Here is an 18,142-nt window from a genome sequence, read left to right on the forward strand (position 1 = left end):
GGTCATTTCCCCTTCTTCAACTTGACGTACAACTGACAATTTAAAGGATAAATTATAATTTCGTTGGGTACGCCTTGCTACAGTCTTTCTCAATATTTTCATAAATAAGTCGATTTACTGTCAACTTATTTCAGGACGGGACAAAGCATAAAAAAAGAGGGTGATTTAAAATCACCCTCTTTTTTTTAAATACCTATTGATATTCCGGCACTGACAAAGAAATTGTTGTCTAGATCGAAATCCACTACTTTATCTGTACCATCGTTAAATTCAAAATTTCTTGAGAATGTGTGACCTGCATTTGCTTTTACAGTAATTTTCTTAGCTATTTTCTGATTCAGGTAAATACCACCACCGATGTTCATGATTCCAACATTATCTATTGTGGTATTGCCATCTTCAGATCTAATTTTATCACTCAAAGAAAAATTCTCACCTGCAATTAAAAGGTTCGCTCCCAGCTGGGTGTTAGGACTTAATTGGTAGTTTACGTCCATGCGCGGGAATCCAAAATTGATGGTCCATTTTTTATCGGGTTTCCACATTAAACTGGCTACCGGAATAGGAGCTGGAAATCCTAAAGTGTTTGAGTAAATGGCACCTATACTCAACATTAAATTCTTTTTCTGATTAATTGGCTTGGTAAATAATGCCATACCAAAAAGATTGAGTTCATCCCAACTTACCGAAGAATCGAAATTCGAAGAGATATTTGGTTTCACAAAAGCTGTTAAAAACCAACCTTTTTTTAGGGGTTTCGAAATGCCAAATGTATATCCAATCGAATGAAAATTTTCCAATTCAACGCCCAGGTCTGGTACAATTCCATATTCGATATTTGTTTTGGCGTAATCTACAGTGTGGAAAATTCGCAATCCTTTTTGGTTTAAACTTTTAGGGAATGTGAGGGAGATACTATACTTCTCAAAAGAGACATCAGAACCAGTGGATGCATCACCTTTTCCAATGTGAGTATAATTGGTGTTAAACCTCTCGTTACCAAATTGTGCAATGCTTGTGAAGGATGTGATCAGCAACAAGCTAACGAATAAAATTACTTTTTCTTTCATCTAAAATTTATGTGTAAAACAATTTATGAGTGGGTTTTGTTTATACTATAAATACTAACTTTCTCTTTCTTTCCTTTTAAATTAAGATTATCGATATATGAATAATTGAAGGTATTATATACCGACAGGTCGCTTATTATCAATTTTGATGCCAAAAATTCCTTTTCGAAAGAATTACACAAACCTTGAATGCGCGAAGCTGTATTAATTACATCGCCATGATATGCAATAGAACGTTTAATAACACCAACTTCAGCGGCCATTAAGGTTCCGCCGTTCAGGCCTGCTTTAAATTGTGGAACAAATCCGTAGGAGCTTAAATAATGATCGGATCTTTTTTCCAAATACTCTTTAAAGCGATAGAATACCTTTACGCATTTCGCATTTCTTACACCTTCTTCGTAGGGCCAAATCAGTACAACTTCATCACCAATATATTGGTAAATATTGGCGTTAAATTCATTCACTGCAAGGGTTAAATCGGTGAAACAATCCTGAATCAGTTGGCTGTATTTTTTGTGTCCCAGTTTTTCGGCGTAAGTTGTGGACGATTTTAAATCCATAAACAAGAAAATCATCTTTACTTCTTTTGGCTGTCGATATTTCCCCAAAAGAAGATCGATCAATACGCCTGGTCCGAATTTTTGGTTAAAAATCTGCATCAGGATGATGCCCGAGCTAATGAGGTAGGTATATATCAATATCTTGAAAAAATTGGCCGACCTAACAAACGATCTAATCTCAAGAATGTCTTCCTTGTTAATTTCACCAATCATGATATACTGAGAAAGTATACCGATAATAAAAACACAGATAACGGTAAGAATCAAGTGAACAATACTGTAGAATAAAATAATCCTGCCATAAGATTGTTTCCTTAACTGTTCCTGCTTTTTGTTAATTCTCATATTTAGCAAACTAAATATGGTACCCATTAACACACCTCCAAGTAGGAGGTTTAAACCATCCATTCGCTCTTTAAAGGGATCTTTAAGTTCCTCTGGGATCTCAATTTCGGGATCCATCTGCAAAAAATTCCATAAATAGATAAAAATGATCCAAAAGGCATTTATGGTGAGAAAACTTTTGATTTGATCCTTAGTACTTTTTTTAAGTTTAAGCATGTGATTAACAGTTGTTAAGTGTTAAGTGGGTTTGGCATTAAATAATAAAGATAGAATAGAATTGTTAATTTCTTTGACGAATCAAGAAAAATGGATTAATTTATATCATAGAGTAAGAAGAATTGCTCCACAAATATTATTAGTTAAATATAGAATTGAATTCGCAAATGTTAAAAGAATTAGTTGCTAAAAACAGAAGTTACAGAAGATTTTTTGAAGGAGAACAAATTTCTTCCACACAGGTTAAGGGTTGGATTGATTTGGCAAGATTAGGAGCATCAGGAAGAAATGCTCAAACCATAAAGTATAAAATTGTGTTGTCGGAAGAAATGCGTGATAAAGTGTTTGAGAATTTGGCATGGGCTGGTTACCTGAAAGATTGGGATGGACCTGTAAAAGGTGAAAGACCATCGGCTTATGTGATCATGATTAACGATGATGCGCTTGGGAAAAATTATTTTAGCGACGATGGAATTGCGGCCCAAAATTTGTTGTTAGGAGCAGTCGAAAGTGGTTTTGGTGGCTGTATCATTCGTGCTTTTAAAAACAATGAGCTTCGTAACTTGTTACAAATTGATGAAGGATATTCAATTATTCAGGTAATTGCATTGGGCAAGCCAAAAGAAGAAGTGGTAATTACAGAAATGAAAGATGGGGATATTAAGTATTGGCGCGATGAGAATGGAGTACATTATGTGCCAAAACGTAATATCGATGAGGTAATATTGGAAGAATTATAAGAATAGGTCTGCGGATCGAATTAAAAACTGGTAAAATGAGAAGATATGTGATTGGGTGCATTGCTCTTTTTTGTTTTGTTCTGGCAAGTGAGACGCTAAGTGCACAGAAGTTAAGAACAGATTCATTATTTTTTACAGGTGCAGTAATGGACCAGGAAGAACTAGCACCATTGCCATACGCGCATTATAAAGTAAATAATAAAAAAGCAGGTACTTCCAATGCTTTTGGTCGTTTCTCATTTTGGGTAAATGCGGGTGATACGATTCAATATTCTTACGTTGGATATCAGAATGTACAGGTTGTTGTAAGCGATAGTTTAACTCAGGATTCTTACCTTTTTGGTGTATTTATGGCCAAAGATACAGTTGCTTTGCAGGAAGTCTTGATTCTTCCTCGATTTGGAGATTTTAAACAGGCCTTTATCAGTGCCAAAGTAAATACTCCAGAATATGTTAGAGCCAAGAACAATGTAAATTCAGCCACTTACGAAGCTTTAACCAAGCGACCGGAAAAGATGGATGCCAAAGCCAATACCGATTTGTTGATTCAACAGCATGTAATCGAAAATGAGCACAAAGCCATGGTACCTCAGGAAATGGTTGCAGGAGTTAGTACTTTACGAACATTACCAGAGGTGAAACGAATTCAGCGTAAGCGTAAGATGAAAATTCCGGACAACCTGGTAACCGATAAGGAAATTACCACCCTGAAACAGATGTATCGATACGGTGTAAAAAATAAGAAATAAAAAAAGCGGTGAATTTTCACCGCTTTTTCTTTTATTATCCTCTGTTAAATAAGGCTTTTATAATCAGGGAAGCCATTTTTGGGTTTTCTTTCAATCTTCTGGTTGAGTATCCAAACCAATCTTTTCCAAATGGTACATAAACTCTCATGGTATGTCCTTTGTCAACAATCGATTTTCTCAATTCTGGCGTTACACCATATAGCATCTGGAACTCATACTTATCTTTAGGTACATTGTACTTCTCAATCAATTTGTAAGCACCATCAACCAATGGTTTATCGTGAGTTGCAATTCCTGGATATACGTCATTTTTTAGCATGAAATCCAAATCTTCAAGGAAGTGCTCGTTAATTTCTTCGTATTTTTTGTAAGCAATTTCTTCAGGCTCAACATAAATTCCTTTGCACAAACGGTAGTTTAACTTTGAAACACCATTTTGCATATCCATCATGTTAGTCAAATCGTCAAGGGTTCTTTTCAGGTATGCCTGAACAACCAGTCCAACATTTTTTGGGAACTCAGCTTTCAGCTTTCTAAAAATTCTGATTTCCTTATCAACACAAGGAGAATCTTCCATATCGATTCTTACAAAGTTGTTGTATTCTGCCGCCTTGGCAACCACTGTGCGGATGTTCTGGTAACAAACTTCCTCATCAAGTAGTAAACCGAAAAATGTTGGTTTTACAGAATAGTTTCCATCAATTTTATTCGATTCAAATGTGTCAATAATTTCAAGGTAAGCTTCTTTGTTCTCGGTAGCTTCGTCAAGGTTTTTAATGAATTCTCCTAAAAGATCAACGGTAACTTTCATTCCTTGATCGTTTAATTTTTTGGATTCTCTTACTGCATCAGCAATGGTTTCACCTGCAATGTATCGTTTAGAGAATATCCAAACTAATTTCTTAGGCATATAGGGTAGGGTTGCCGCTATAAGTTTATTGAACATTGAGTTAAATTTTTAGTGATTTACGTTTGATAATTGTTGTTCACAATGTATAGAGTATTCACATCAAAAAGAATGATGTTTATCAGCATATAAAAATGTTTGGATATTTGATGATATTTATTGTTGCTGCATTTTTAAAATTGAATGCCAGGAATTTTTTAGTCTACTTATAAAAGTTATATTTGTTAGGCAAAATCAAAAAATGGCAATACCATTTGTGGTATTGAAATAAAACCTGAAAAATTAAATACTAAATACCTATGAAAAATTTATCTGTTGCATTAAATGCCGTGTTAGTTGTTGCTGTTGCAATTCTGTACTTTGTTCAATTTTCTGGTAAAGGAGAATCGACCGAAGTAAAAACTGTAGCTGGAGAAGGAGCTGTTGTATACATTAACACTGATTCATTATTAAGCAACTATAACTTTTCACGTGATTTGAATGAGAAGTTTTTGAAGAAACAAGAAGATTCACGTACTGATTTCAACTTTAAAGCTCAGAAATTGGAGCAAGAAGCAGTTGCATTTCAGCGTAAACTTCAGAATAATGGATTCTTAACTCGTCAGAGAGCAGAAGAAGCGCAGCAAAAGTTAATTGCGAAGCAACAAAATTTGCAGCAATTGGAGCGTGAGCTTAGCGCAGAATTAATGGGTGAGCAGCAAGCAAACAGCAAGCGTTTATTCGATAGCGTTACCAACTACCTAAAAGAGTACAATGCAACACGTAATTTCAGCGTGATTTTAAGTACTACAAAAGGTGGTAATGTATTGTTCTCGCAAGATGGTTTAGACATTACACAGGATATTGTTGATGGCTTAAATGCAAGATATACTGCTGAAGCAAAATAATAAAAGATTTTACAAGCAAGAAAGGGCAGGTAGCAGATTTAGCTATCTGCCCTTTTTTATATATTTGCCCTTCGTATCTAAATAAGAAATATGGCTTTCGCTGATAAATACCTGAAAAAACAAAGAATGTACCCTGAGTACATTGCTGCTCCTGTGGATGAGAACTTAAATTTAATTGTAACGATACCTTGTTATGATGAGCCGGATTTGATTCCAAGTTTGGAAGCATTATGGAATTGTGACAGACCCAATGGTGTTGTGGAAGTAATTGTGATTGTAAATTCAGGTGAACAAACCGAGCAGAAAGCCCTTGATCAGAATGAAAAAACCATTGCCGAGGCTACAGCATGGATGGAAACTCATCAGGATGAGAAATTGAAATTCTATTTGATTCACCAACCCAAATTAAAACGAAAGTTTGCCGGAGTTGGCTTTGCCAGGAAAATTGCGATGGATGAGGCTGTTGCCCGTTTTAATAAAATCGATAAAGCAAATGGAATCATAACAGGTTTCGATGCAGATTCAACTTGCGATTCGAACTATTTGGTAGAGATTGAAAACTTATTTAAAAAATATCCAAAAGCCAATGGTGCGAATATTTTCTACGAACATCCTTTGGAGGGAGAAGATTTCGATCAGCAAATTTACGATGCCATTGCTCAATATGAACTGTATTTAAGATACTACATGCTAGCCATGCGATATGCAGGCCATCCGCATGCTTTTCATACAGTAGGTTCGAGTTTTGCTGTTTCGGCAAGTGCTTACATCAAACAGGGAGGAATGAATCGCAGACAGGCAGGTGAAGATTTCTACTTTCTACAGAAAATTATTCCATTGGGTAAGTTTTATGAAATTAAAACTACCCGTGTAATTCCATCGCCTCGCGTTTCGGATCGAGTGCCGTTTGGAACTGGAAAGGCGGTTTCTACTTTCGTTGATGAGGGAATTCTTGATTACCAGACTTACAACTATTCTGCCTTTAAAGAACTCAAAGCCTTTTTTGATAAGGTGGATGATTTCTTTGGTGTAGATTACGATACCTACCTGAATGATTTATTGGTACAATTGCCAGGCTCGGTGCGAAGCTATTTAAAGGAAGATAATTTCTTTGAAGCCCTGGAAGAAATCAATAAAAACTGTGCGTCAATCGATACCTTCAGAAAGAAGTTCTTTGCTGCATTTAATGCCTTTAAAGTATTAAAATACCTGAACAATGTGCACGAACAGTTTATCGATGAGGAGAGCATTCTAGTTTGTGCAAAACAATTGCTAACAGACCTGGAGATCGATACCAAAGGCATTTATTCTGCAAGAGAACTATTAGAGATCTATCGTGATTATGAGAGAAAACATTAAGCGATAAGTATCGAAGCTTGAAGCTGTAGGCGGAAAACTTTAGTTTAACACTGCAGCAATTGAATAAAGGCGCGCAGTATTTGTTCTACTCAGCATAAGGTAAGATCAACTATTCTTCAATAAAAATAAAGATATCCTCATTTTCTTTCTTCATGAGGTACTGCTCACGTGCAAACTTTTCAAGGTTTTTCTTGTTGGTCTTCAGTTCGTGAATACGAGCCTTATCGTTCTCAATTTTTTTCAGAAAGTAAGCTTTTTCTTTCTCTAAGGCTTCAATTTTCGATTCGTAGCCTTTTCTTTCCCAGATGGAATGCTGGTCACCAAAAAACAACCACACATAGAATATCAGGAAAGCAATTACATATTTACTTCTGATAATCTGGGGAATGTATTTTTTAGCAAGTTTGAGAATCATAGCTGTGTCTTTCCGGCTAAATTACAAATAATGTGTAAGAGTAGAAAGGTGAAAAAGTAGAAAATTTGTGCTTTTATCAGCGAAAAGCTTAAGTGGTTTTTAGGATAAAAATATCATTGAATTAATGATAACAGCTGCATGAATTTCGTTCATGCAAATCCATAAAAAAACGACCGAAGAAACTCCGGTCGTTTTTATCCAAAATAAATCATGTCATTGGAAGCCGGAGCGAATCCGGCTTAACGATCCAATATTTTTATTCCTAGTCTTCCAAGAAGTTAGGATACATATAGTCTGTTGGAGGAACAAATGATTCCTTGATTGTTCTTGGAGAAACCCAACGAAGTAGGTTAATCATAGAACCAGCCTTATCATTTGTACCAGATCCTCTACCACCACCGAATGGTTGCTGACCAACAACAGCTCCAGTTGGCTTATCGTTGATATAGAAGTTACCTGCAGTGTGAGTTAAACGCTTCACTAATTTTTCGATTGCATAACGACAGTTAGCGAAAATACCACCAGTTAATGCGTAAATAGAAGTTTGATCAAGAATATCCAAAGTTTCATCTACCTTATCATCTTCGTAAACAAAGATTGTAATGATAGGACCGAATAACTCTTCTTCCATTGTAATATAATCAGCTTTTTTAGCCTGAATTACAGTTGGCTTGATAAAGTAACCTACCGACTTGTCATACTCACCACCAGCAACGATTTCAGCATCAGGAGAAGCTTTCGCATCGTCAATAGCAGAAGCTAACTTATCGAAAGTAGTTTCATCAATAACCGCATTGTGGAAGTTTGTGAAATCTTCAGTTCCACCAGTTTTGATCTTGGCAAGATCTTCCTGAACCAACTTCAATACTTTATCCCACTTGCTTGCAGGAATATAAGCACGAGAGGCAGCAGAACATTTCTGTCCCTGGTATTCGAAAGCACCACGAGTAATTGCAGTTGCAACTTCTTGCTCATCAGCAGTTGGGTGCATGAAAATATAATCTTTACCACCAGTTTCGCCTACGATACGTGGGTACGACTTGTACTTGTGGATATTGCTACCAATTGTGTTCCACATACCCTGGAATACACCAGTTGATCCAGTAAAGTGAATACCAGCAAAATCTGGAGAGTTGAAAATTACGTCAGCAGCAGCAGGACCAGAAACGTATACCAAATTGATTACGCCATCAGGTACACCCGCTTTTTTGAATACTTCCATTAAAACTTGAGCCGAGTAAACAGCAGTTTTAGATGGTTTCCAAACTACAGTGTTACCCATCATAGCAGGAGCAGTTGGAAGGTTACCAGCAATAGCAGTAAAGTTGAATGGAGTCAAAGCAAAAATGAATCCTTCTAATGGACGTTGCTCTACGCGGTTCCAAACACCTTTCGATGACATTGGCTGTTGCTTGTAAATTTCAGTCATATACTGAACGTTGAAACGCAAGAAATCAGCAATCTCACAAGCAGAGTCGATCTCAGCCTGGAAAGCATTTTTCGATTGTCCCAACATGGTTGCAGCGTTTAATTTCATGCGGTAAGGACCAGAAATTAATTCAGCAGCTTTTAAGAAGATAGAAGCTCTATGTTCCCATCCTAAGTTTTCCCATGCTGGCTTAGCAGCTAATGCAGCATCAATAGCCATTTGTACATGCTCCTTACCACCTTGGTGATAGTGTCCTAACACGTGTTTGTGATCGTGTGGAGGAGTCATTGCGAACAAGTTGTTGGTTCTAACTTCTTCGTTACCAATGTACATAGGCACATCAATTACTTCAGAACGCATTTTTTTAAGGGTAGCTTGCAATTCAGCTCTTTCAGGAGTTCCTGGTGCATATGAGTAAATAGGCTCGTTGGTTGCAACCGGAACATTGTATATACCTTTTGGCATGATAATGTTTGTTTAAGGGTTAAATTTTTTACAGTTTTCTTTTACTCTCTGAGCAAATCTAAAAAAAAAACAATTTCTGATTTATGAGTATTATCATGCTTTATTGATTACATGAAAAACACTCAGCATAAGAAGTTCACAAGAATTTCGGTTTTGATATTAATTTTCAACTTATGATATAAAAAGCCTAACAAATTAACAGTCTAAACCTCTAATCGTCGAACAGTTTATAAGTTTTACTTTGGGCTTAAAATTCTTTAACTTTTAGATATTCTTCTGATCTTTATATTTAGGTAGGCCATTGCAATGCTTACAAAGGGACTGATAATATTAAAGAAACAGAATGGGGCAAAGGCTGCTGTTGCAACTCCCAATGCACCTGCCTGGGCGGCTCCACAGGTGTTCCAGGGTACCAAAACCGAGGTTACTGTGCCCGAGTCTTCCAATGTACGACTCAAAACCTCTGGTTTTAAATCCTGATCCTGGTACGATTTTGCAAACATTCTCCCCGTAACCACAATAGAGATATATTGGTCGGAAGCAGTCAGGTTTAAGAATCCACAACTTACTGCCGTGGTGGCCACCAAAGAGCCGGTTGAGTGTACAGCCTTTAACATGGTTTCCGTTATCTTCTTTAAGATACCTGCTGTTTCCAGGATACCGCTAAATACCATAGCCGTTAATATTAACCAGATTGTATTAAGCATGCCTTTCATTCCTCCGGTTGAAAGCAAATCTTGTATGTTTTCATTATCAACAGGTACACTGATATCGGTAAAGATAGATTTCATGATTACCTGGTAGCTGGCTTCAACAAATGAAGAGCTATCAGAAAGTTGGTTGATAATTTGGGGCTGAAAAATAATAGCAAAAATTCCTCCTATTAGAGTGCCAGCAAAAATGGCAGGCAAGGCAGGCACCTTTTTACTAATGATTACAAATAATAAGATGGGTACCAAAAACAACCAGGGTGTAATGGTAAAGTTATCCTTAATGGCCAACTGAACTTGTTGTATGCTTTCCGGATCGATTTCTCCATGTTTGGTGAATCCGATAATTGTAAATATTACCAATGTAATTAATATAGAGGGCACAGTTGTGTACATCATATAACGAATGTGTACAAACAAATCGACATTGGCCATGGCTGGTGCCAGGTTGGTTGTATCGGAAAGGGGAGATATTTTATCGCCAAAATAGGCTCCCGAAATAATGGCTCCTGCAACCAGGGCCGGATTAATCTCCATGGCATTCCCAATTCCGAGCAAGGCAACTCCAATGGTTGCAATGGTCGACCACGATGATCCTGATACAACCGAAACAATAGCACATATAATTACCGATAGCATCAAAAACAGTTTTGGGTTCAGGAATTCCAGTCCGTAATAAATCATGGCAGGAACCACCCCTGAAATCATCCAGGTTCCGGCTAAGGATCCAATCAGCAATAAAATTAACATGGAAGGCATTGCTGTACCAATGCTTTTTACAAAGCCTTTTTGCAGGTCTTCCCATTTTTTTCCGTAACGAAGGGCAATTATGCCTCCAACAGCTGCTGCAATGAGCAGGGAAAACTGGTTTGCACCTTCTATGGCCATATCGCCAAATACAAATGCATTAATACTCAGTAATAGAATAAGCAAAAGAATGGGAATTAAAGCTTCGCCAAGCGAGAGAGGTTTGTTGTTTTGGGTCATGAGTAGGTTTTTGGGTTGGTTTTAGAGCCTATGAACTTACAAAAAATCGTGCTGAAATGGAATTTAAACCATAACACTTGTTAAATTTATGCTGGAAACCCGAAATCGAAGCAGATTTGTTTTCTACCGAAACATTGCTGGCATACATCGAAAGATTTTTAGATTGAAGCATTGATTCCTTTATTTTGATTGTAGATCATGATCAATAGGACAGAAGTTTCACTAAAACAAAAATCATGAATACGAAACAGTTGAAAAGAATCAAATTAATTGGAATTTTCTTGCTACTGCTTGCAGCAACACAATCTTGCGTGGTAAGTTCTTTAAATCCATTGTATACAAATACCGACCGAATTCATTTAGATGAGTTGAATGGTGTTTGGAAAGGCGAAGAAAAAGATCGCTATATTATTAAAACCATCGTCGACTCTTCATCTCATAAAATAAATGGAAAGCCAGATGTGAGAAGTAGCTTTGGATCCGATGAAATCGATCATGATGAAATTAAGAAGCGGGTTCAGGAAATCGAAAAAGACCTCGGGGTTACAGTCGAATTTCCCAAAATGAATAAATACTACGAGATTACAATGATTACCGAAAAAGATACCAGCATTTTTGATGGGAAACTTTCGAATTTAGGCGGGCATTACTTTCTCGATCTAATTCCCAATGATAAGCATGTTGGTGATAAAATTTCGGGAAGTTTTATTGCAGGAATGATTGTAAGAACGCATGGTTTTTTCAAAATCGATTTTAAAGGTGATGAGTTGGTTGTAAATACCATAGAGAACGATGATTTTGAAGATTTGATTGAAAACAAGCGAGTTCGCATAGAGCATGTCGAGCATGATAATAAGGTAATTATCACAGCAAAAACCGAAGATATCCAGAAGTTTCTGATAAAGTTTGCCGATTCACAGATCTTTAATGATCCGGATGAAGCCTTGATATTGAAAAGAATAAAATGATTCATCAATTGAAAAATAGCTTGAAGCGAGTACTCCAAAACAGAAGATTACATCACCTCCTGTTTTGGGGGCTTTCCTTCTATGTGCTGATACATTATTTCTCTTATGAGGAAAAGCTATCCAAAATCGACTATGTGTATACTGCTTTGTTTCACATTAGTCTGGTAATGGGCGTATACATCAATCTTCTCTTTTTAATTCCAGGATTTTTAAGACGGGAAAAGTATTTTTTATATATGCTATGCTTCGTGATTGTATGGATTGCTGTAGCCTATATGAATGAGTTTACCTTTGAATATGTAAGTGATTTTCTTGCGCCAAATTATTTCTTTATCTCATCTTATGAAATTGCTGAATTGCTCAAGTTCAGTATCGTTTACCTGGGATTGACCACATTGCTTAAGTTATCGGAATCGTGGTTCAAAGTAATTGAGACCGAGAAAAGATTGGTGGAGATGAAACAAAAACAATCGGAAACCGAATTGTTGGCTTTGAAATCGAATATTCATCCCCATTTTTTATTCAACAATTTGAACTCCTTGTATGCCCTGGCACGAAAAAAATCGGATGAAACACCTGGTTACATTCTTCAGTTATCCGATTTAATGCGATACATGATTTACGAATCCAACGATCAGCATGTAGATTTGGAAAAAGAAATTGCCTACATTACCAATTACCTGGAATTGCAAAAGCTTCGTTGTAAAAATAAAACCAGAATTCGTTACCTGATAGAAGGGGAGTTGAAGCATCAGAAAATAGCACCCTTTTTAATGATTCCATTTATCGAAAACAGTTTTAAACACGGCGGTTTAAACCAATTCGACCGGGATATTATTGATCTAAGTATTCGAATCGAAAATGGGATATTGGAAATGGATTTGTGCAATTCCATTCCAAAGCAATCCTCTAAGGAAATTGACCCAATTGGTGGATTTGGAATAGAAAATGTAAAAAGCAGGTTGGAATCCTTATATCCAAACAAACATGACTTACATTTATCCAAACAGGAAGATGAATATAAAGTAGCCCTTAAACTAGAACTGAATCATGAATAAAACCACCGATCGAACATACAAATGCATTATTGTTGAGGACGAACCACTATCGCAGGAAATTTTGGAATCCTATATTAAAGATTGTCCTCAATTAGAGCTCAGAGCAATCTGTAATGATGCATTAGAGGCAAACCAATTTTTATTGAAAGAGCAGGTAGATTTGTTGTTTTTGGATATCAATATGCCAAAAATGAATGGGATAGAATGGTTGAAGAGTCTGGGTCAAGCTCCGAAAGTGATTTTTACCACTGCCTATCCCGAATATGCGGTTGAAGGTTTTGATTTGAATGCCTTGGATTACTTGTTGAAACCATTTTCCTTCGAACGATTTCTAAGGTCGGTTAATAAGTTTCTATCATTACAGGATAAGCCTGAGCTGAAACAAGATCAGCAGGAGGAGACCATTTTGGTCAAATCAAACAAGAAAACCTATTTGCTAAAACCTTCGGAGCTGAACTTTATCGAATCGGAAGGAGACTATTTAAAGCTTTATAGAAATGAGGATTGCATTGTGATTCATGAAACGCTTAAAAGTTTCATCACAAAGCTGCCCGATAATACCTTTCTGCGGGTTCATCGATCTTATATTATCAATATCAGGAAAATTGAATATTTAGAGGGAAACCAGGTTTGTATTGCCAACCGCTTGCTGCCAATAGCCAGTTCGTATCGCGATGAACTGATGAAGGTGTTGTAAAAATGCCTCGAACAGGCAATGTATAGATACAGAATTGGTATCCCCACAAGGTGTAAGGATACCAATTTATAATTTTGTTGCTATTATTCTTCCAAAGTAGTCAGTTCGTGGTATTTGGTTGGAGTCAAGCCCAACTGACCTAAAAGATGCTCATCTTCGTTGATGGTCATGTTATCCACAGTCAGCAATTTATCTCCAAAGAAGATAGAATTTGCACCGGCAAGGAAACAAAGTGCTTGTCCTTCCTGGCTATAATGCGTTCTACCCGCTGCAAAGGCAACCACAGTTTTAGGCATTAAAATTCGTGCAGTGGCAATGGCACGCACCATCTCGAAAATACCAATGGTTTCTTTCCCGTAAAAAGGAGTTCCTTCAACTGGCACCAATGAGTTTAGCGGAACATTATAAGGATGATTTTCCTGGTTGGCCAAAGTTCGAAGCATTTCAATGCGATCTTCGTCGTTTTCACCCATTCCAAGAATACCACCAGAACAATACTGAATTCCTGCTTCCTGAAGGTTTGCAAGAGTCTCCAGTCTTTCCGAATAAGTACGAGTTGTCGTAATATTTGGGTAATGTCTTTCCGAAGTATCAATATTGTGATTCACGGCAGTAACACCCAAATCGGCCAATTTATGAGCTTTTTCCTTGTTAATCATACCCATGGTACAACAAACTTCCAAGCCCATTTTCTTCACTTCCGTGATCATTTCTGCAATTTCATCGAAACGATCGTCGCGGTTTCCATCTCTACCAGCCGAACTAAGACACACACGTTTTACACCATTTTCCTTGGCAAATTTTGCTTCCTCAAGCACTTTTTCAAGGCTAAGTTTTTGTGGTTTTACATGTGTGTTGTATCTGGCCGATTGGGCACAGTATTTACAATCCTGCGAACATGCTCCGGTACGAACCGAAATTAAAGTATTCATGTTCATTTTCGATGGATCGTGATATTTTCTGTGAAGGTTCGAAGCGCGGTTTACCAAATCAAGCAATGGCAAGTTGTAAATTTCTTTCACTTCTTCGTGAGTCCAGTTGTTTCTAATGTCAGTCATAATAAGATTTTTCTAGTCGTTTAATTTTTAGGAAAGGATAAAATTTGAGCAGAAAGAATCTTATTCGACACTATGCCGGACTCTTTCCCATTGGTGATTTTTCTACTTTCGTTCTGTATCACCAGCATTTCGATGATTTCGGATGCTATAAGATCCGGTTCATCCAATTCATTTTTATCCCGTCCGCTTTCTGGTAAAAAACAGAATCCCGAAAAGCCGGATTCTTTCGATGGAACCAATAGGTTGTAACTTGCATTCATGTTGGAAATTTTAATTTCCTGGTTCATGCTTGCAAATGCAGCATACGATTTTCTGCTCCATCGTCTGAATACCTGCAAATCAGTTCTTTGTTTACCGATTTTTTGTACAGACGTCATAATTCTATTTTTTAATTGCAGTCAGCAAGATAATGAATCTTACTAATTCGGAGTCAAAAGTATTATTTTTTTTCGTTTTAGAAGTGATTCTAAAACATGTTGATGTTTAAACGCTGATCTATATGATTATAAAGATAAACGCAGATTAAGAATGCCTATTCATTTTCTATCATACTGTGTTTAAATGGAAATTATTTTGAAGACAAAATCATAATCCATCATATCAGATCTTAATAATCTGCGTCTTTAATTTAGTCCTCAATAGGGTATTTATGGGCTTAAAATCTTTCTGTCGAATTAATGGTTTTATAGCCAATCAGCATATCGTAGTTCAGTGCAATGTCGTGATAATACACAAAAATGATATAGTCGTTTTCTGTTTCCCAATGGTTGCCTTCAATGTAACCCGTGTCAGGAATTTTCGATTTGTGATCGACCAAAGCAAACTGGTAATTGTAGTATCCCTGTTTCATGAAAATTTTTGAAACATAGGCTCCTTTGTCAAAATCGTAGTGCATTTTATTTCTTTGGTTGCATTGCCAGTTGTTAAAATTTCCATGCACATAAAAATCACCATGTTTTAGCTCATTATCCATCGGCAATGTAAAGGTGATATAGGCATAATCTGCTTCGGTTGCAGGGATATCCCTTTCCTGCACTTCAACAAGGTAGTTTCCGTTAATGTCCTGATCGAAAATGTATTGCTTAAAATGGCGGTTATTACCAGGCGAAAGCAAAACCGTTGTAGTATCGTTTACCCGTGTTATTTCCCTGATAAAACGGGTTTGATATCGTAAACTTTTCAGATCGAAATTGCGAAACTCGTTACCGCCCGGAAAAATATTTTCATCTTCATAATCGAATACCAACTCGTTTTTACGGATAAAAATCGGTTTTAATTTTTTCTCAGTCCCATCCAACCTGTTGTTTTGGGTCAACACTACATTTAAATCGAGTTGTGGGTTGTCAATTTTAAAATTCGGATGAAGAATGCTAAAATCAATCTCCTGGTGCGATTCTCTTTTTTCGATATTTACAGGATGTTTCACGATTCCTTTAATATCAACTTTCGAATCCAGAATCATAAATCGTTGTCGAACAATTACCTTTTCAGGATCAAAATCTTCGTATACTTCAATTACGTAATTGCCCGATAGTTTTAGGCTGATATCATTGTTAGGAATTTTTACACTGTAGTGGATATAATTTACATTCGTATTAAAGGAATGTTCGTAATCGCTAATCTGATTTTCCGAAAAACCTTCCAGAAAATCGAACTCACTTAAGCCAGAATTGTACCAATTTTTATCACAATGTATAATTCTATAGGAGTAATCTTGAATATTTTCTTTAATTTCGTCAAAAGAAAAAAGGAGCTGATTATCTCCTTTTAATTCGATAACCGGAGCAGCCAGTTCCCATCCAATGGGAAACATTTGAACAGTATGAATGCTTTTTTTCTTGATTTCATTGCGATATACGAAATCATAATCGGAAGCATAGGTGTTGCAAGTTGCTGAAATTAAGGTTAAACACAAGAGAAGTGATATAAGGAAATTTTTACGCATATTGATATGTATATATATTGGTTAAAAATAAACCAAAAACTTAAAAAATAAGGAAATTGCTTTATATATTTGTGTGCGAATTTTTTACATGTATTACAAAACATGTTCTCAATCGTTTTAGAACACAAGCCAAGACTTGGTTCTATTATGAATTAGAGTTTTATTTATTTATTTTTGACGCAAATTAATAAAATCAAATAGTTTAACATGTCTGAAGTTAAAAAGATCAAAAAAGGCTTAGATATTAAGCTGATAGGAAAGGCTGAAAAAGTACTTGAAAAAGCTGATCGTTCTGAGACATACGCAATTAAACCTACCGATTTTCCTGGATTAACACCAAAATTAAAAGTTAAGGTTGATACTGAAGTAAAGGCTGGAAGTCCTTTATTTTTTGATAAGTACAGCCCTGAAATTAATTTTGCTTCTCCGGTAAGTGGTAAAGTAATTGCCGTAAACAGAGGAGAACGAAGAAAGATTTTAGAAGTAGTTGTTCAAGCCGACGCAGAAATCCAATACGAAGAGTTTAAAAAAGCTGATCCGAATGGTCTTTCGCGCGAAGAGGTTAAAGAAGAGTTACTTAAAAGTGGTCTTTGGGCCTTTATTCGTCAACGTCCTTACGACGTAATCGCGAAACCACAGGATACACCAAAAGCAATCTTTGTTTCTGCATTCGATTCAGCACCTTTGGCTGCCGATGTTGATTTCCTTGTAGAAGGGGAGGCAGAAGCATTCCAGGCGGGTATTGACGCTCTTGCAAAATTAACCGACGGAAAAGTTCATTTGAACGTGAATCCAAACATGAACCAGGCAAAAGTGTTTTCAGAAGTGAAAAATGCGACTGTAAACAAATTTACTGGTATTCACCCTGCGGGTAATGTTGGTGTACAAATTCACCACATCGATCCTATTAATAAGGGAGAAACGGCTTGGGTTGTTCGTCCACAAGAAGTTATTTTCATTGGTCGATTGTTCCAAAAAGGTGTTTACGATGTAAGTCGTAAAGTAGCACTTTGTGGTTCTGAAGTAAAAACACCTTGTTATTTCGAAACCATTACAGGAACTTCAGTTCGAAACATATTAAAAGGTAAACTGAAAGATGACGAAACCATTCGTGTGATTTCAGGAAACGTACTTACTGGTTCAAAAATTCCAGAAGATGGTTTTTTAGGCATGTACGATTCACAAATTACAGTAATTCCAGAAGGAGATAAGCATGAATTCTTAGGCTGGGCATTGCCAGGTTTAAGTAAATTCTCAATGTCTAAATCCTTTTTCTCTTGGTTAACACCAAACAAAGAGTACCGTTTGGATGCGAACCTACATGGAGAGCACCGTGCTTACGTTGTTTCCGGAGAGTATGAGAAAGTTCTTCCTATGGATGTATTGCCTGTTCACCTGATTAAATCAATTTTGGTTGAAGATATCGATCAAATGGAACAATTAGGGATTTACGAAGTTGCACCAGAAGATTTCGCACTATGCGAGTTTGTGTGTACTTCTAAAATTGATGTTCAGGATATCGTACGTCAGGGAATTGATCTGATGATTAAAGAAATGAGCTAAAAAAACGGATA

General features: G+C 36.6%; 18 protein-coding genes. 8 read left to right on the forward strand and 10 right to left on the reverse strand.

Translation table 11 applies throughout. From position 1 onward, the window contains the following. Nucleotides 1-185: 185 nt before the first annotated feature. Both ELS83_RS10315 and ELS83_RS10320 read right to left on the reverse strand, forming a co-directional pair. Nucleotides 186-1,070: a DUF6268 family outer membrane beta-barrel protein gene (locus ELS83_RS10315; RefSeq protein ID WP_171595494.1), complete on the reverse strand. Its 885-nt coding sequence runs from the start codon at nucleotides 1,068-1,070 to the stop codon at nucleotides 186-188. Nucleotides 1,071-1,093: 23 nt separating this feature from the next. Continuing rightward, nucleotides 1,094-2,194, reverse strand: a complete 1,101-nt coding sequence (locus tag ELS83_RS10320; RefSeq protein WP_171595495.1) for an adenylate/guanylate cyclase domain-containing protein — start codon at nucleotides 2,192-2,194, stop codon at nucleotides 1,094-1,096. Nucleotides 2,195-2,361: 167 nt separating this feature from the next. On the opposite strand from ELS83_RS10320, the gene ELS83_RS10325 reads away from it, so the two are divergent. After that, nucleotides 2,362-2,934, forward strand: coding sequence for a nitroreductase family protein (locus ELS83_RS10325; RefSeq protein ID WP_171595496.1), 573 nt, complete (start codon nucleotides 2,362-2,364; stop codon nucleotides 2,932-2,934). Between the two features lie 35 nt (nucleotides 2,935-2,969). Beyond that, nucleotides 2,970-3,683 (forward strand): carboxypeptidase-like regulatory domain-containing protein, encoded by a 714-nt coding sequence (locus tag ELS83_RS10330; RefSeq protein ID WP_171595497.1) that lies wholly within the window; start codon nucleotides 2,970-2,972, stop codon nucleotides 3,681-3,683. Between the two features lie 34 nt (nucleotides 3,684-3,717). On the opposite strand, the gene ELS83_RS10335 is transcribed toward ELS83_RS10330, so the two are convergent. Next, nucleotides 3,718-4,629, reverse strand: coding sequence for a proline dehydrogenase family protein (locus ELS83_RS10335; protein WP_171595498.1), 912 nt, complete (start codon nucleotides 4,627-4,629; stop codon nucleotides 3,718-3,720). Nucleotides 4,630-4,889: 260 nt separating this feature from the next. On the opposite strand from ELS83_RS10335, the gene ELS83_RS10340 reads away from it, so the two are divergent. Further along, nucleotides 4,890-5,477: an OmpH/Skp family outer membrane protein gene (locus ELS83_RS10340; RefSeq protein ID WP_171595499.1), complete on the forward strand. Its 588-nt coding sequence runs from the start codon at nucleotides 4,890-4,892 to the stop codon at nucleotides 5,475-5,477. Nucleotides 5,478-5,567: 90 nt separating this feature from the next. Then, a complete protein-coding gene (locus tag ELS83_RS10345; protein ID WP_171595500.1) occupies nucleotides 5,568-6,836 on the forward strand; it encodes a glycosyltransferase family 2 protein in 1,269 nt (422 codons plus the stop codon). Between the two features lie 109 nt (nucleotides 6,837-6,945). Here the strand turns inward: ELS83_RS10345 and ELS83_RS10350 are convergent, their stop codons facing one another. The 4 genes from ELS83_RS10350 to ELS83_RS10365 form a co-directional block, all read right to left on the reverse strand. Then, nucleotides 6,946-7,251: an FtsB family cell division protein gene (locus ELS83_RS10350; RefSeq protein ID WP_171595501.1), complete on the reverse strand. Its 306-nt coding sequence runs from the start codon at nucleotides 7,249-7,251 to the stop codon at nucleotides 6,946-6,948. A 262-nt stretch (nucleotides 7,252-7,513) separates the two neighbouring features. After that, a complete protein-coding gene (gene pruA, locus ELS83_RS10355; protein WP_171595502.1) occupies nucleotides 7,514-9,145 on the reverse strand; it encodes an L-glutamate gamma-semialdehyde dehydrogenase in 1,632 nt (543 codons plus the stop codon). Between the two features lie 257 nt (nucleotides 9,146-9,402). Further along, nucleotides 9,403-10,842, reverse strand: a complete 1,440-nt coding sequence (gene nhaC, locus ELS83_RS10360) for a Na+/H+ antiporter NhaC (RefSeq protein WP_171595503.1) — start codon at nucleotides 10,840-10,842, stop codon at nucleotides 9,403-9,405. A 28-nt stretch (nucleotides 10,843-10,870) separates the two neighbouring features. Beyond that, a complete protein-coding gene (locus ELS83_RS10365) occupies nucleotides 10,871-11,014 on the reverse strand; it encodes a hypothetical protein (RefSeq protein ID WP_171595504.1) in 144 nt (47 codons plus the stop codon). Nucleotides 11,015-11,078: 64 nt separating this feature from the next. Between ELS83_RS10365 and ELS83_RS10370 the strand changes: the two genes are divergently transcribed. From ELS83_RS10370 to ELS83_RS10380, 3 genes are read left to right on the forward strand one after another with little or no spacing between them, the layout of a single operon-like run. Next, the gene (locus tag ELS83_RS10370; protein ID WP_171595505.1) at nucleotides 11,079-11,810 is read left to right on the forward strand and encodes a hypothetical protein; all 732 of its coding nucleotides are present in this window, start codon (nucleotides 11,079-11,081) and stop codon (nucleotides 11,808-11,810) included. 20 nt (nucleotides 11,811-11,830) lie between these two features. Next, a complete protein-coding gene (locus tag ELS83_RS10375) occupies nucleotides 11,831-12,868 on the forward strand; it encodes a sensor histidine kinase (protein ID WP_171595506.1) in 1,038 nt (345 codons plus the stop codon). Then, nucleotides 12,861-13,565, forward strand: coding sequence for a LytR/AlgR family response regulator transcription factor (locus ELS83_RS10380; RefSeq protein ID WP_171595507.1), 705 nt, complete (start codon nucleotides 12,861-12,863; stop codon nucleotides 13,563-13,565). The genes ELS83_RS10375 and ELS83_RS10380 overlap by 8 nt, the downstream gene beginning before the upstream one ends. A gap of 83 nt (nucleotides 13,566-13,648) precedes the next feature. On the opposite strand, the gene bioB is transcribed toward ELS83_RS10380, so the two are convergent. The 3 genes from bioB to ELS83_RS10395 all read right to left on the reverse strand — a co-directional run bounded on the left by bioB (nucleotide 13,649) and on the right by ELS83_RS10395 (nucleotide 16,568). After that, nucleotides 13,649-14,623 carry a biotin synthase BioB gene (bioB, locus tag ELS83_RS10385; protein ID WP_171595508.1) on the reverse strand — a complete coding sequence of 325 codons (975 nt, stop codon included), beginning with the start codon at nucleotides 14,621-14,623 and terminating at the stop codon, nucleotides 13,649-13,651. A gap of 20 nt (nucleotides 14,624-14,643) precedes the next feature. Beyond that, the gene (locus tag ELS83_RS10390; RefSeq protein WP_171595509.1) at nucleotides 14,644-15,000 is read right to left on the reverse strand and encodes a hypothetical protein; all 357 of its coding nucleotides are present in this window, start codon (nucleotides 14,998-15,000) and stop codon (nucleotides 14,644-14,646) included. 278 nt (nucleotides 15,001-15,278) lie between these two features. Continuing rightward, nucleotides 15,279-16,568 carry a type IX secretion system plug protein gene (locus ELS83_RS10395; protein WP_171595510.1) on the reverse strand — a complete coding sequence of 430 codons (1,290 nt, stop codon included), beginning with the start codon at nucleotides 16,566-16,568 and terminating at the stop codon, nucleotides 15,279-15,281. Between the two features lie 207 nt (nucleotides 16,569-16,775). On the opposite strand from ELS83_RS10395, the gene ELS83_RS10400 reads away from it, so the two are divergent. Continuing rightward, nucleotides 16,776-18,131: a Na(+)-translocating NADH-quinone reductase subunit A gene (locus ELS83_RS10400; protein ID WP_171595511.1), complete on the forward strand. Its 1,356-nt coding sequence runs from the start codon at nucleotides 16,776-16,778 to the stop codon at nucleotides 18,129-18,131. Nucleotides 18,132-18,142 lie beyond the last annotated feature (11 nt).

It is taken from the genome of Marinifilum caeruleilacunae (assembly GCF_013141825.1).
Lineage (GTDB): Bacteria > Bacteroidota > Bacteroidia > Bacteroidales > Marinifilaceae > Marinifilum > Marinifilum caeruleilacunae.